General features: G+C 52.7%; 15 protein-coding genes. 6 read left to right on the plus strand and 9 right to left on the minus strand.

The genetic code is table 11. The features are described 5' to 3' along the window. Nucleotides 1-2 precede the first annotated feature (2 nt). Genes AB8809_RS07775 through AB8809_RS07805 form a run of 7 tightly spaced genes read right to left on the minus strand, consistent with a single transcriptional unit; the run spans nucleotide 3 to nucleotide 4,560 of the window. The gene (locus AB8809_RS07775; RefSeq protein ID WP_349855691.1) at nucleotides 3-617 is read right to left on the minus strand and encodes a DUF3164 family protein; all 615 of its coding nucleotides are present in this window, start codon (nucleotides 615-617) and stop codon (nucleotides 3-5) included. Between the two features lie 11 nt (nucleotides 618-628). Continuing rightward, on the minus strand, nucleotides 629-856 hold the full coding sequence (locus AB8809_RS07780; RefSeq protein WP_349855690.1) for a hypothetical protein: 228 nt from the start codon (nucleotides 854-856) through the stop codon (nucleotides 629-631). Continuing rightward, nucleotides 841-1,128, minus strand: coding sequence for a host nuclease inhibitor protein (locus AB8809_RS07785; protein ID WP_369987311.1), 288 nt, complete (start codon nucleotides 1,126-1,128; stop codon nucleotides 841-843). Before AB8809_RS07785 ends, AB8809_RS07780 begins: the two co-directional genes overlap by 16 nt. Beyond that, nucleotides 1,076-1,327: a hypothetical protein gene (locus AB8809_RS07790; RefSeq protein ID WP_349855689.1), complete on the minus strand. Its 252-nt coding sequence runs from the start codon at nucleotides 1,325-1,327 to the stop codon at nucleotides 1,076-1,078. Before AB8809_RS07790 ends, AB8809_RS07785 begins: the two co-directional genes overlap by 53 nt. Further along, nucleotides 1,324-2,280 (minus strand): AAA family ATPase, encoded by a 957-nt coding sequence (locus AB8809_RS07795; RefSeq protein WP_349855688.1) that lies wholly within the window; start codon nucleotides 2,278-2,280, stop codon nucleotides 1,324-1,326. Before AB8809_RS07795 ends, AB8809_RS07790 begins: the two co-directional genes overlap by 4 nt. Nucleotides 2,281-2,296: 16 nt before the next feature. After that, the gene (locus AB8809_RS07800; protein ID WP_349855686.1) at nucleotides 2,297-4,309 is read right to left on the minus strand and encodes a transposase domain-containing protein; all 2,013 of its coding nucleotides are present in this window, start codon (nucleotides 4,307-4,309) and stop codon (nucleotides 2,297-2,299) included. After that, nucleotides 4,306-4,560, minus strand: a complete 255-nt coding sequence (locus AB8809_RS07805) for a helix-turn-helix domain-containing protein (protein ID WP_181846673.1) — start codon at nucleotides 4,558-4,560, stop codon at nucleotides 4,306-4,308. The genes AB8809_RS07800 and AB8809_RS07805 overlap by 4 nt, the downstream gene beginning before the upstream one ends. A gap of 131 nt (nucleotides 4,561-4,691) precedes the next feature. On the opposite strand from AB8809_RS07805, the gene AB8809_RS07810 reads away from it, so the two are divergent. From AB8809_RS07810 to AB8809_RS07835, 6 genes are all read left to right on the plus strand, one after another. Next, nucleotides 4,692-5,417: a helix-turn-helix transcriptional regulator gene (locus AB8809_RS07810; protein ID WP_349855685.1), complete on the plus strand. Its 726-nt coding sequence runs from the start codon at nucleotides 4,692-4,694 to the stop codon at nucleotides 5,415-5,417. Nucleotides 5,418-5,671: 254 nt separating this feature from the next. Then, a complete protein-coding gene (locus AB8809_RS07815) occupies nucleotides 5,672-6,601 on the plus strand; it encodes a sugar ABC transporter substrate-binding protein (RefSeq protein WP_349855683.1) in 930 nt (309 codons plus the stop codon). A gap of 3 nt (nucleotides 6,602-6,604) precedes the next feature. Next, nucleotides 6,605-8,152 (plus strand): sugar ABC transporter ATP-binding protein, encoded by a 1,548-nt coding sequence (locus tag AB8809_RS07820; RefSeq protein WP_349855681.1) that lies wholly within the window; start codon nucleotides 6,605-6,607, stop codon nucleotides 8,150-8,152. Next, nucleotides 8,149-9,141: an ABC transporter permease gene (locus AB8809_RS07825; RefSeq protein ID WP_349855680.1), complete on the plus strand. Its 993-nt coding sequence runs from the start codon at nucleotides 8,149-8,151 to the stop codon at nucleotides 9,139-9,141. The genes AB8809_RS07820 and AB8809_RS07825 overlap by 4 nt, the downstream gene beginning before the upstream one ends. Then, on the plus strand, nucleotides 9,138-10,136 hold the full coding sequence (locus tag AB8809_RS07830) for an ABC transporter permease (RefSeq protein WP_320703767.1): 999 nt from the start codon (nucleotides 9,138-9,140) through the stop codon (nucleotides 10,134-10,136). The genes AB8809_RS07825 and AB8809_RS07830 overlap by 4 nt, the downstream gene beginning before the upstream one ends. A 44-nt stretch (nucleotides 10,137-10,180) precedes the next feature. Then, nucleotides 10,181-11,122 carry a sugar kinase gene (locus AB8809_RS07835; protein ID WP_349855678.1) on the plus strand — a complete coding sequence of 314 codons (942 nt, stop codon included), beginning with the start codon at nucleotides 10,181-10,183 and terminating at the stop codon, nucleotides 11,120-11,122. Nucleotides 11,123-11,153: 31 nt separating this feature from the next. On the opposite strand, the gene AB8809_RS07840 is transcribed toward AB8809_RS07835, so the two are convergent. Continuing rightward, nucleotides 11,154-12,182: a 2-hydroxyacid dehydrogenase gene (locus AB8809_RS07840; RefSeq protein WP_349855676.1), complete on the minus strand. Its 1,029-nt coding sequence runs from the start codon at nucleotides 12,180-12,182 to the stop codon at nucleotides 11,154-11,156. Continuing rightward, nucleotides 12,179-13,726, minus strand: a complete 1,548-nt coding sequence (locus AB8809_RS07845) for an FGGY-family carbohydrate kinase (RefSeq protein WP_349855675.1) — start codon at nucleotides 13,724-13,726, stop codon at nucleotides 12,179-12,181. Before AB8809_RS07845 ends, AB8809_RS07840 begins: the two co-directional genes overlap by 4 nt. Nucleotides 13,727-13,807 lie beyond the last annotated feature (81 nt).

The raw sequence follows: 13,807 nt of genomic DNA on the forward strand, positions 1-13,807 counted from the left end.
AGTTATACCTTCGAAATATCCAGTCCGATTTGTTGATATTGGCCATCGGGCTGGCGTTCGTAGACACGCAGATACTGACTGGTATTTGATACCTGAATAGAATCAGCGATAGCTGACATCGCCGATTGCCACTCTGGATCGTCTATATCAATCTGGCGCAAACTCAGCACCTGATTAACGTCAATCCGCCCCTGCTTATTCACCCGGAACGCATGGTTGATAATGGCCTTTATTTTGGGGTCAGCATCGGCACCCCAGCGAATAACCAAATCATCCAGAATCTTTTTGGCTGCTTGGATACGCTCATCAAAAATACGATGATCGCCAACGGCGCGGCGTACTTGGTACATGCCATCAAAACTAGGCAACGATACATTGCCTTTCGCACCGCCATATTCGACGCCATATTCACTCGCGGACAAGTCAACAAAATCGGCGATTTCAGCCATGGATTCAATCTTAAACTCAGCCATGGCTTTACGTTGTGCCTTAGCTTTATTAACGATGTTCATTACCACATCGTCACGTAGCTTATCGATAGGTTTGATTAAGTCCTCTGGCACCAGATGGCCAAGTGCGTTCAGGCGGTAGCCGTCAGGAATAGTCGTTTTATTCATGATAAACATCCTCAATTCAAATAACGTGGTTTTTGCTTAATAGGTATTTCAATTAAATTTTGCTGATTTGCATGATCAACACAGATTTCAACGGCATCAGCATGAAACGTTTCCAGCAGCTCTTTATATTTATCGATGAAATCACCGAAACGTGAATCACCCTCTATATCAACATCGGCCACCAAGCCATTGGCAGTTGAACTGATAACCATGATTAACGTCATTACCCGATTTGCCATTTCTTCCGCCTTTCTTTTACTGGTTGAAGTTTATAGGCTTCATTAGCCCGTTTAATAAAACGTGATAACGCTTGATACGCTGCTCGTCTGCTACTTGCGCAGTACATATCTGAAACAACTAATTTCTCACTGCCTGGCAGTGTTAATGCGATTTTATTTATTACTTTAAATACCTGATCTCTATCCCCTGAGAGTATGGGAGTCGCATATTCTGGAACATTACGCCCAAAACCAATAACGCCGCTGGCCCATGCGTACGCGGTTATCTCCATCCTGTCTCCAATAAATAATGCAACCCTGAATAGATGCAGCCGATACAGCATGATAATCGTGAGAGCGGCGCAACAAATCAGCATCAGGCGCTGATACTTCTACGATTGGACGTGAACGACTAACATTGACATTTTTGATTTCAATATTTCGACGTTGCAACCAACCCAGCGTATTAACCAGTTTTGTTGGATTAATCATGATGAGAACCCTTCTAGGTCTTTAATTGCTTCACGAATATGCTTTTCAGATAACGTTTCTTTTTTACCGTGCGCAAACATTGCAGCTAAACGCAGGGTATGCGATATCGTTCTTAATGCGCCGGGTTTCTCTGATAACGCATGAATTAATTCACGTTCAGCATTTTTATTTAAGCCCCACGCATCGGCTATCGCGTCAACATCGGCCTTTTTGGTTTTCAGAATAGAAACCTTTTTAGCGATACGACTAAACAAACGAGCAAAGTCCATGTTTCGACTATTACCACCCGTTAATTTCCCATAAACTTGATGGTTACCAATTAACGCCAGCCCTACGCCTGTTTCTTCCTGCAAAATCCGCAGCTCTTCAAGCACTGAATAATCCAAGTGATCGGCTTCATCAATCAGCACAATACCGTTTGTGCCGCGCAGCTTGCGGCGAATAGCGCGACCCAACTGACCAGAACGGCGCGGCGCATCGCCGATCCCTAACTCTAACGCAAGCTCATACAGGCATTCGCTGAGACTGGAGCGCGATGGGGAAACGGTAATCAACCAGACGTTCGGACGTTCAGCGACAAACTGTTGCAAAGCGCGAGTTTTACCCACGCCAGAATTACCATAAATAACAGTAATACACTGCGCCAGTTGTGCATATTGCAACGCATTCCAGATTTGTTTCACTGTGCGGGTGGCGATAAAGTCCGGGGCAACAGGCATTTCATTAGTCCGGCGAGAGCGATTATCAAGCCAAACCGTTAATTTATTTGCGAGTGAGTTATTATCACCACGATACGCACCGTTAATAAACTGTGAAAGCTGGCCGCTGGATACACCAATTTCACGTGCGACCGCTGCGTATGTCACATCTGAGTTCTCAACGGTATTTCGGACGTCGGCACGAACTTTATTAATAGTCTCTTGCTGTTGGTCTAATTCAATTACGTTAGTCATAATCTATTTATCTCCGTTAAATCTGTTTATTTTGAAATGCGGTATAAAGCTGACTGACAGCATTGCCGAACGCCTCGTCAGAATCGTCGTCAATTTCTTCTTCAACAATATGCCGTTGCATGGTATTCCCAGCAGGGCGCAGAATTTCTACAACACGCGATTCAAGCGGAGCTGATGGGACTGTATCAGGCATAAGCTCTGCCGCTTCTAATGCCGACATACGACGGGCAGCACTAGCCGCTTCTTTTGTACGTTTAACAAATTGAGTGCGATTACGTTTATGCTCACGCGCAGCTTGAGTATCACCGAATCCGGTTTTCTCAATACAGGTCGCTTCACAGATAAAACGGCCATCTAACGTGTAACAAAGTACGCTCTGATGCAGGTTTTGCGGGTCGAAACGCACCACCACTTTATTGGGTTTAAGGCCGAGTAAACGCTCGTTAAAGTAACGGTTTTTACGGGCATGAACTTTTCCGCCAGCTTCCATTACAAACGTACCGGATTCACTGATGCGTACCGCTTCAGCAGGCAGCAGTAACAGGCGGCGCTGTTCTGGAGTGGCTTTGCGGATAGCGGCTTGCTGATAGCTTTCCTCAAATGCCTGGTCGAATGACATCACGCCTCGGCACACTTCAGTATTACGATTAGGGCGACGATTCCAGAACGCGACCCCCTCAGCCAACGCTTTCAGGAAAACATCAGCATCAACGATTCGGTCACCATAATTATCGGGCTTGTCCATGGGATTCGGCCCGGTATGTGCTCCGGCAAGTAAAGGATGTTTATCAACGGTTTCACCCAGACCACCGTGAGAAAAGGCACGTTCTATAGGCTTCGCCTGACCATGGCCACGGCCAAACATGACACTCGTCCAATGCAGTTCGATGCCAAGTAAGGGAATGATCCCCTTTGGATCATCTTCTTTAACTTTGAAGCGATAGCGATTAGGAACACCGCCGGTTGTCCATTTGTTTGCTGCCGCCATCGTGTTATCGATGGTCAGTTGGCGCGGAATACCATAGCGCTCAATCATGTCCGACAGAGAAAGGCGGATAGAATCACTGTTTTCACTGACATCGGTACGCCATGCCAGAATCTTACGAGTGCGGATATCCTGCCAAATCCATGTTTTTGGACGAATGATTTCACCATTGAACCACCGCACAAACACGTTGTGCTGATAGCCATCGCCGTTCACCCACTCCATTGCCGCCAAATCGGCAACAGTACGCTCTTGTGACGGGAACAGACGCATAGCGGCATGTTCACCTTCGCGTAACAACACGCGCTGTTCGCAGGGTATCTCACGCTCCAGTTTGCGACGAACGGAAGAAAGGCTAGGGATAGCCCAACGATTAGCGGCGGCAGCTTCCTCAAGACGGGCGTAAGCGGTTCTAAGCGCTGGACGCTCAGGGCGCAGGTAATCTGCAATGAAGAAATCCCACGCCACTGGATCGCAATCAGCTTCTTTTTTGCGGCGAGTTTCGAGGTTATGGCCATACTGACCTAACAGCGACGGCATCCAGTCCTCACGCGAAAATTTACGTGCGGTGTAGTACCAGCGGCGGACGGAAGCAACAGACGCATCGTGTGTTTCGGCTACGGCATCAAACGCCGTGACAACATCAATACCAGTATCTACTAGCGCAGATACCGCCATCACGGATTCAGTTTTCTTCTGCGCTGCAAGCCGTTGTTTTTCTGTGGCTGATTCCCATCGGTGCCAAAGCACTTCGCGACAATAATCTGCGGTTGAACCATTTTCACACGGTATTTTGTATGATTTATCACCAACATGAACTTCCCCTCGCTGCCTTAAAACATAAGTTCTAGCAAGAGGGGTGAGGGTCGATATGTTGTATTCAAACGCCTTAGTTCCCTGACGCTTTCTTCTAATTGACGGCTGGATAGCTGCTTGTTTATCCATTGTCATTCTGAGACCGCGTTCAGTTGTCGGATAGCCTGGCGCACCTAAAATTTCAGCTATAGTTAGCCATTGGGCTGCACTGGCGGTGGCGGTACTCATTGCACACCGCCATCGTTATATCGAGACGGCCAAATATCAGCAGGACTGACGCCGATAGTATTTGCAATGATCGCCTCACCTTTTGGCCAATGACGATCTAACGCATTGTTCAACGTTCTGGCATGCCAACCCTGCTCGCGTGATAAAGCGGCTAAAGTCGTTTTCTTTTTCTTCACGGCTGCAACGATATCGGCACGATGCCAATCGCTTCCATTCGGAATCAAATTTTGAGAAGCTACGCTATTACTCATAGTCATAACACCAAATCATTATTCACTGTGGGTACAGTATTGATCCAAAAAGGAAGCACGTCAAGCCGTTCGATTCCTTTTTGGTTCAAAATAGCGGTTCAGCAAATCATGTATTTATTGGAGATAAAACAATGACATATGGGAAATCGGAAGAGAATGAACCTAAAAGGAATCATGATCCGATTGATGATAGTTCGAAAGGAAGCGGATTTGCAGAGCGATTGAACCTACTTGTTGGTTCTGAATCGGGTCGATCATTTGCTCGAAAAGTGGGGATTCCGTACAGCACGTTTTACAAGTACCAGCAGGGCACAACACAACCCACCCTGGATAATCTGATTATGTTATCTGCTGCAATGAGGGTAAGCATTGAGTGGCTAGCACTAGGAAGCGGTGATAAAGAAAAACAAAAAGAGCCATCTTCATTTTTAGACGACTTTGCCCTAATCCCAGGCTATGACGTGCAAGTGTCAACAGGGAACGGAACAATAGCATTAGATGAGAGACAACCGTCTCGTCATTTAGCATTTAGACGTAAATGGTTGTCTTATAGGGGATTTAATGAAAAAGACTTAATCTTGTTGTGGGCGAAGGGTGACTCAATGGAACCAACAATTTCGAACAATGACACTCTGGTAGTAAACACATCACTGACAAAGCCTATTGATGGGAATATCTATGTAATTCGTCATGAAGATAACCTATGGGCAAAACGGGTGCAGGTTCAACCTGGAGCGTGGCTACTGATAAGCGATAACCAGGCTGTCTACCCGCCAATTGAAATAAAGCGCGAGGATATGGCCAACTTTGAGGTTATAGGCCAGGTTGTCCATATCTCTAAGGATGTGGGGGTTTAAACGGGGTTTAAACATCAAATTAAGAACGATGGGTTTTATCAAACTAAACGAACAAACATCTAGATCCGCACGACGTTTTTCATTTTCAATTTTCTGGCGTTTTTTTGAGTTTTACTCGCTTAAGGTTCGCTTAGCCCAGTAGTGGTGCGGCCTACGCAATCCCGCGAGTTCCCGAAAAATTCCGCCAATTCCCTAATTAATCTTTTTAATTCTTACTGACCCATAACACTGCATGCGTGTTGGCTACAGGGGTAATGACCTCGGTTCAGGCAGCGGATGAGACATTGTCATTGAAGGGAAAAACCATTGGCGTTGCCGTGGTGGGAACACAGCACTTTTGGGACCGTGAGGCCTACAAAGGGGCAACCGAAGAAATTGAGAAACTCGGTGGGCAGGTCGTGGGAGTGGATGGAGGGCGTGATAATCAGGTTCATGCCAATAACCACGATATTCTGCTGGCGCGCAAGGTCGATGCGGTGATCAGCATTCTCGGCGACAGCGCGGTAGAGCCGAAGTTTAAAGCGTTGCGTGAGGCAAAGATTCCGGTTTTTACCGTCGATCATGTCTCGTCTTATTCCATCAATAACACGACGTCAGATAACTACGCGATCGGCTCGACGATCGGGCGTTATACAGCGGATGCACTGGGTGGAAAAGGGAATATCGCCGTTTTCAACGCCTTCTCCAACGCGCTGCGTATCTGCGGTATTCGCTATGACTTGTGGAAATACGTTCTGCAAGACTATCCGGGGATCAAAATCATTCAGCCTGAACTGGCTGAACAATATTCCAACTCACCGGAAGACGCGCGCAAGAAAACCCTTGAACTGCTGAGCCAGCATCCGAAAGGCACGCTGGATGCGATCCACATCGCCTGCTGGGATCAGCCTGCCATCGGCGTGGTGCAGGCATTGGAAGAAACCGGGCGTGACAAGGACGTGAAGGTCACCGCGATTGATGCTGGGCCAGAAACGTTGGAAATTATGGCGGAAAAAGGCAGTCCGTTTGTTGCCAACGTTGCGCAGCAGCCGCGTCTTATCGGTACAACATCGGCGAAAAACGTTGCCCGTTATTTCGCGGGTGCCACGCTGCTGCCGCAGACGTTTGTGCCGGTCTTGCCCGTCAAAGGAGAGGCAGAAGCCAAGGCGGTCTATAAACAGCTTGGCTATGGCGACCTGAAATAATCTATGGCGGGATATGATTCAGCCCCGTCGCCATCTGGCGGCGGTCTGGCAATGACGCACATCAGCAAGCAGTTTGCGGGGATTTCCGCGCTGGACAACGTATCGCTAACGGTCCGGCCAGGAGAAATTCTCGGTCTGATTGGGGAGAACGGCGCGGGGAAATCGACCTTAATCAAGGTGCTGGCTGGGGTCTATGCCGCAGATGGCGGTGAAATCGCTATCGATGGGCAACGATTGAGCACCGTGACGCCAGCGGTTATCCACGCGCACGGCGTGCGTTTTATCCATCAGGAACTGCATCTGATTCCCCATTTTACCGTGGCGGAATCGGTGTTTCTCGGACAGGAGCCTGTGAACCGCTGGCGAGGTGTCGATCGTCGGGCGATGCGGCGTGAAACGGAGCAGTTTTTTCAGCACACCTTTAATTTATCGATAGACGCTAACCGGCTGATTCGCGAGTTAAGCCTGGCGGAACGCAAACTGGTACAGATTGCGAGGGCACTGATTGACGGCAAGGCACGGCTGGTGGTGTTTGATGAACCAACCGCGCCGCTGGAAGCACGCGAAGCCGTGCAGCTACTGCATACGATCCAGACACTGAAACAGCGTGGTATCGCCATTATCTATGTCTCGCACTATCTCAATGAAATTGCAGATATCTGCGATCGCGTCACCGTGTTACGCAATGGTCGGGGCGTGACGACGCTGGACGATCCTGAGACGAAGGATATCGATGGAATGATTCGCCTGATGGTGGGCCGAGAGATTGCCAGCCTGTTTGACGGGAAACGCAAGACAGAGAAAAGTGAGACGCCGCTGCTACAGGTTGAACAGCTCACAGATCGGCAGCATTTCCAACCGATCCGTTTTCAGGTGGCGGCAGGAGAAATTGTTGGTATCGCGGGGCTGTTAGGTTCGGGGCGTGAGGCGCTGGTTGATGCACTCTATGGTATTGCGCCCGCCCGTGAAGGACATATTACGATTGAGGGTCAGACGCTGCGCCCGCGTTCTCCGGTACAGGCCATCGCGCAGCGTATGGCGCTGGTGCCGCGCGATCGTCGCCATGACGGGCTGATTTTACCGCTATCCGTGGCGGACAATATCAATCTGGCTTCCCTGCCTGCTGTCGCCTGGCGTGGCTGGCTGCTGCGTAAGAAAGCCACTACGCAGGCGAATCATCTGGCGCAGATGCTGGATATCCGGCCACGCGATGTCAGCGTACCCGTGCGCAATTTAAGCGGCGGCAACCAGCAGAAGGTAATACTGGCGCGCTGGCTGAAGACGGACACCCGACTGTTTATTCTTGATGAGCCGACGCTGGGCGTTGATATTGGCGCGAAGGCGGAAATCTATCAACTCACCCGGCAACTGGCGGCGGAAGGGCGGGCCGTTATCGTCTCTTCCAGCGATGACGGCGAACTTCTGGGGCTGTGCGATCGCATTCTGGTGATGTGGCGCGGCGAACTCATCGCCGATGTGCCGACGGAACGCCTCTCGCTGGATAGCCTGTTGGCGTTGACTAGCAGCGGCCGAACGCAGGAGGCGGTATGACACGAGCCTTACAATCCCTTCGAGCGACGCCGTATTTAGCCAGTTTTTTCAATCATATTCCCTTGTTGCTGTTTGCCGCGCTATTGCTATTCCTCTGCCTGAGCGCACCTTACTTTCTCAGTTGGCAAAATATCACCATTATTTTGCGACAAAGTGCGCCGCTGGCAATTCTGTGCTTTGGGCTGGTCTGCGTCATTACGGGCGGCGGTGATGATGTTGTCTCCGGCGGTATCGATCTCTCGCTGCCCGCGATTGCGGTACTTGCCGTAGCGATAATCAGCGATGGTTTGACGAACGCAGGGTTCAGCTATCCGTGGTTGATTGCATTGGTGGTGGGGGCGGCGCTAATGGCGGGGGCGGTGAATGCCGCGCTGGTGGTGGCGATTCGGCTACCGCCACTATTGGCGACGTTAGCCTGCTCCGTGGCGGTTATTGGACTCACCAATTTGCTCACCCAGCAGCGGCGCATTAGCGTTAGCGATCCGGTGATTGTGGCGTTTCGTGATAGTAGCCTGCTCGGGTTACCGCTGGCGGTCTGGTTTATGTTACTGGTTTTTGTCTTGTTTCAGTTTATCGTCCACCATAGCCGCTGGGGCCAGCATTTGCAGGCCGCAGGAGGAAACCGCGAAGCGGCGCAACTGTCGGGCATTTCCCATACGCCGTTGGTTATTGGTTCGTATCTGTTAGGGGCACTGGCGGCGGCGCTGGCCTCGCTGACGCTGGTAGCGCAAGGATCGGGCAGCTCGCCCGGCACGGCAGAACCGCTGTTGCTGGAGATGGTATTGGCGACGTTTCTTGGCGCGGCGTTCTCTCGCCGCCGGGTGGTTACCATCTGGGGGGCGTTGCTGGGCACGCTGTTGGTTAATGCTCTGTCGAACGGCATGGCGCTGCTGCGAGTCGATATTTTCTGGGTTGGCGCGATTAAGGGCTTACTGATTCTGGTGGTGCTCACCGCTGCCTCGTTACGCAGGCAAAGGAGTCACGCGTGAAACCTTCTTCTTTGGCGGCGCAGCCTGTGCTGCCGGGTAACAAGCCAGGGCTGTCGTTTTTTATCCGCTATGGTTTTCTGGTCATTCTGCTGGCCTTTCTGGTGTTTTTCTCACTGCAAAACCCGATATTTTTGACGTTAGGCAATTGGGGGAACCTGCTGCAGGGCAGCGCGGTGCTGCTGATTGTGGCACTGGCCATGACGCTGGTGGTGACAGCGGGTGGGATCGACCTGTCCGTGGGCGTTGCGCTGGATTTTGGCGCTGCCTTCGCGCTGGTGGCGCTCAAAGTCTATGGTCTGCCGTGGCAGGCTGCAGTATTGGCCGCGTTGGCGGGGGGCGCGCTGGTAGGGCTGGTTAATGCGGTGCTGATTATTCATTGTCGAATTAAGCCGTTTTTGGCGACGCTAGGGACATGGTTTATCGGTAGCAGCATCGAACGTATCTACACCGAAGGCGGCGGGCCGATCGCTTACCGCCGGATGGCGCCGCAGTACCACGAACTGGCCGTGGGTGACCTGTGGGGCATTCCGGTACCGATCGTGATTGTGGCTGTGCTGTGGCTTGCCTACTACCTGTTATTTGAACGGACGATTGCCGGTAAACGTATTCACGCGATGGGCTTGAATGCGCCAGCGGCGCTGATTGCCGGGGTTAACGTGCAGCGCACGATGTTCTGGCTGCTGATTGTCACGTCGGTGACATGTGCCATCGGCGGCGTGGTGTTATCCGCCAATCTGCGTCAGTTTACGCCACTGGCCGGACAGGCTTACCTGATGGACGCTATTGCCGCTGTGTTCATCGGCACCGCGTTTCATGCTCAGGGGCGGCCCAACGTGGCGGGGACGCTAATCGGCGTGCTATTTCTCGGTATGATCGCCAATGGTTTGAACCTGATGGGGCTGAATTTCATCGTAAAAGATGCGCTGAGCGGCGTGATTTTAGTGCTGGCGTTAGCGCTCTCTTTCCTGCAGGGGCGCCTGCGTCAACGGCAATAATGAATCGAACACGAATCAAAACAGAATGTGAAGAGGGAGCTAGCGTGAGCCAATTTGATGCGGTTTTTGTCGGATTAACCATTCTGGATGTCGCTGGTCGACCCGTAACCGGTTTGCCCGAAGGCGGTGGTGTCCACTTTATCGATGAAATTCGCCTTAATCCCGCCGGTACGGCCAGCGGTGCGGCGATGAATGCAGCCAAACTCGGTATTCGTACGGCGACGGCTGCCTGTCTCGGTGAAGATGAAAAAGCCGACTTTATTCTGGCGACCTATCGCAAGCTGGGCATCGACTGTTCGCTAATACAGCGAACGACAGCGGCATCGACCTCTGCGACTATTCTGACCATTCGGCCGGACGGCGAGCGTCCGGCGCTGCACTATCGCGGTGCGTCAGATCACCTGTTCATCGATGAGCAGGACTTTGACGCCGTGTGCAATGCGCGTTTCTTACACCACGGTGGCACGGGGCTGCTGGCGAAAATGGATCAGGGGCAGAGTGCGCGTCTGCTTCGACACGCCAAAGCGAAGGGGTTGACGACCAGTTTCGATCTTATCGCGCCAAATGCGGAGACGCTGGCGCTGCTGACGCCGTTGCTGCCAGATGTAGATTACTTTATGCCGTCGCTGGACGAGGCCGCGTTTATCTCCGGCCTGACTACACCGGTGGAGATTGCAGCTTTCTTTCTCGATCGCGGCGTCGGCACCTGCATTTTCAAAGCGGGTGCCGCCGGATCTTACGTGTTCGGCCAGGATGTCACGCGGCACATTCCCGCCTACCGCGTGGCGGTATCGGATACCACGGGCTGCGGCGACAGCTACTGCGGCGGCTTTATTGCTGGTCTGGCGAAAGGCTGGGCGCTGGAACAAGCCTGCCGGCTTGGCTCGGCCGTTTCAGGACTGGTCGCCACCGGTTTGGGATCTGATGCGGGCGTGATTGACTGGGAGGATACGATGAAGTTTATGGCAGAAGCGCCTACCTATTAAGAGACGCTGACCGACGAGATCGATGCCGCGTCTATTTCCATTCGTAAAGCAGCGGTTCACCGCGAATAAACCGCTGCAGGTCGGCGGCGATCATCGCAGTGTGCTTGATCAGCGTCTCCCGCGTCGCGCCGGCAATGTGTGGCGTGAGTACCACATTATCAAATTCGGTAATGAACGGGTGATGACGCCAGAGCGGTTCGCTGTCGTAAACATCAAGTGCGGCACCCGCCAGCCACTTTTCGCGTAGCGCTGCGATCAGATCGGCTTCGACAACAACGGCAGCACGCGAGGTATTGATCAGATAGGCGGTAGGACGCATGGTTCTGAGCCTATCGAGGTTGACCAACCCTTTAGTCTGCGGCGTGCTGTTCAGATGCAGGCTGACGAAATCGGACTGTGAAAACAGCTCGTCCAGCGTGGTTTTTCGTATGCCCGGTTCGTCGATCTCTTCGGCGGCGACATACGGATCCGCTATCAGCAATTGCATACCGAAGGCACGCGCCAGCTTCCCGACACGATGACCAATACTGCCATAGCCGATAATACCGAGCGTTTTATTACGCAGTTCGCCGCCTTTGAAAACTTCATACGGGCTGTCTTTGTCTACGTCCCACACTACATCCTGCCGTAACCCGTCCTGTGTCTGTGTCACTGTGTGGGTTTCGCGCGTGAATTCGCCGCGCTTTAGCGCGCTATGAGCCTGAGGGATGTGGCGGGTGGCATTCAACATCAGCGCCAGCGTTAATTCTGCTGCAGCATCGGCATTGCGTCCGGGCGTGTAAAGCACCGGAATACCTCGGCGGCGTGCGGCCTCGATATCGATGTTGACCGGGTTGGCGCGGGTACAGGCGATAACCCGTAGGTGAGGACACGCCTCAATGACGCGGGCGGTAATATCGTCATAGCTGGTAACGATGACGTCGGCGTTCTCCGCCAGTCGAATCAGCGCCGCTTCGCTCAGTTTGGGCTGACCGATGGCCCAGCCGTCTACCACCAATTCCCCCAGTGCCTTAAAGGCATCAAGGCTGCCGCCGTATTCGGCGGTAAATACGATCTTCATGAGGCAAGACTTTCCTGTGAGCTAGGAGCCGTGTACGAACGCGCCGCGTTGTGATTGTCGAGTGCATTAAGCGCCTGAGCCCGTGCCTGCCAGAGCGGCTGTAGCTGGTCGCGCAGTTGGCGAAAAATCGGAAACAGAGTCTGATACTGCTGATGGGCGTCAGCATCAGGGAGAAACGTTGAGGCCTGTGCATTGGCGGAAGGAACCAGGTTGGCACTTTCTCCGATGGACAGGGCGGCAAGGCGCGCGGTACCGCATGCGCTCAGCTCTTTGACCGAACTGGCAATCACCCGTCGGCCGGTGCAGTCCGCGATGATTTGCAGCCAAATCGCTGAAGCGGCGCCGCCACCGGCGATGTAGAGATCGCCGTGAGCAGGGTAACCGCTGAGCGCATCGGTAATCGCATAGGCGAGCCCCTCAAAGACCGCGCGCAGTAGATGCGCGTTAGTCGTGGACTGCTCAATACCAAAAAATCCCGCTCGTGCTGAGGTGCTGTAAAACGGTGCCCGCTCGCCATTAAGGTAAGGCTGATAGAAAACGCCACCACTGCCGGGCGGCACGCGGGCAATGCGTGCGTTGATGGTCTGAAAATCGGCATCATCGGTTAGCGTGCTCAGCGCCCAGTCAATATTTGGCGTGCCGGACTGCATCGCGAACAGGTTGAGATAGTGTCCAGGCCAGGCGTGCGCGACAAACCGGGTTTGCAGGCTCACCTGCGTTAAACCCTGGCAGACAATGCCAGTGCAGCAGGTGGTGCCGAGAATGGTGAAAATATCGCCGTCATGAATAGCGCCGATGCCCAGCGCGGCGGCGGACACATCCAGTGCGCCTGCGCAGACGGGAATTCCCGCAGGCAGACCCGTTTGTGCGGCGATGGCGTCGCTGAGCGTGCCGGCGATGTCATCGGGATAAAGCAGCGGCGGGAAAAGTGGTCTGATGGCGTGTAAGTCCAGCTTATCCAGCACGGTTTTTGACAGCGTTTCGCTATGTAGATCCAGCAGCGACGTCCCAGCATCTGTCAGTTCCAGATTCGCCTGTCCCGTCAGTCGAAAGCGAACCCAGTCTTTGGCAAAAAAGAAGTAATCGGCATTGTTCAGCGCATCCGCCTGATGCTGTGCCAGCCAGCGCAACTGCTGCGCGCTGTTACAAGGGAGCAGGGGAGAACCGGTTTCGGGAAAGAGCGTCGCTTCCAGATTCGGGCGCTGTTTAAGCTGATGAACCTGTTCCGCCGTCCGAGTATCGCTCCAGAGGATGGCTTGCCGGATAGGTTGCCCGTGGCGATTGCTCAGCCAGACACCTTCGCCTTGGCCAGTCAGCCCGATGGCTCGCACACGCCCGTGGTGAAGCAGCGGCGAAGCGGCCAGCGTTTTCAGGGTGGAAAGTACGCCGTCCCATACATGGTGCATATTTTGCTCGGCGTAGCCGGGCTGCGGAGAGTAAGTAACGGTATTGGCTGATGCAATCTGAAGTTCGTTGAAATCGGCATCGAATAACACCGATTTGACCTTTGAGGTCCCGATATCAATGCCAATGTAGTAATCCATCCACGCAGCCTCATAAAACCCGTATCAGCATCAGAGTAATGGAAAAATGGCGGCCGCTATATTCATAGAAATGCAAAGCAA

The organism is Pectobacterium aroidearum, assembly GCF_041228105.1.
GTDB classification, from domain to species: Bacteria; Pseudomonadota; Gammaproteobacteria; order Enterobacterales; family Enterobacteriaceae; genus Pectobacterium; species Pectobacterium aroidearum.

Bases quoted from the DNA above. Each gene is read 5' to 3' on its own strand.
- AB8809_RS07775 (WP_349855691.1), bottom strand. From the start codon at position 617: ATGAATAAAACGACTATTCCTGACGGCTACCGCCTGAACGCACTTGGC.
- AB8809_RS07780 (WP_349855690.1), bottom strand. From the start codon at position 856: ATGGCAAATCGGGTAATGACGTTAATCATGGTTATCAGTTCAACTGCC.
- AB8809_RS07785 (WP_369987311.1), bottom strand. From the start codon at position 1,128: ATGGAGATAACCGCGTACGCATGGGCCAGCGGCGTTATTGGTTTTGGG.
- AB8809_RS07790 (WP_349855689.1), bottom strand. From the start codon at position 1,327: ATGATTAATCCAACAAAACTGGTTAATACGCTGGGTTGGTTGCAACGT.
- AB8809_RS07795 (WP_349855688.1), bottom strand. From the start codon at position 2,280: ATGACTAACGTAATTGAATTAGACCAACAGCAAGAGACTATTAATAAA.
- AB8809_RS07800 (WP_349855686.1), bottom strand. From the start codon at position 4,309: ATGAGTACCGCCACCGCCAGTGCAGCCCAATGGCTAACTATAGCTGAA.
- AB8809_RS07805 (WP_181846673.1), bottom strand. From the start codon at position 4,560: ATGAGTAATAGCGTAGCTTCTCAAAATTTGATTCCGAATGGAAGCGAT.
- AB8809_RS07810 (WP_349855685.1), top strand. From the start codon at position 4,692: ATGACATATGGGAAATCGGAAGAGAATGAACCTAAAAGGAATCATGAT.
- AB8809_RS07815 (WP_349855683.1), top strand. From the start codon at position 5,672: ATGACCTCGGTTCAGGCAGCGGATGAGACATTGTCATTGAAGGGAAAA.
- AB8809_RS07820 (WP_349855681.1), top strand. From the start codon at position 6,605: ATGGCGGGATATGATTCAGCCCCGTCGCCATCTGGCGGCGGTCTGGCA.
- AB8809_RS07825 (WP_349855680.1), top strand. From the start codon at position 8,149: ATGACACGAGCCTTACAATCCCTTCGAGCGACGCCGTATTTAGCCAGT.
- AB8809_RS07840 (WP_349855676.1), bottom strand. From the start codon at position 12,182: ATGAAGATCGTATTTACCGCCGAATACGGCGGCAGCCTTGATGCCTTT.
- AB8809_RS07845 (WP_349855675.1), bottom strand. From the start codon at position 13,726: ATGGATTACTACATTGGCATTGATATCGGGACCTCAAAGGTCAAATCG.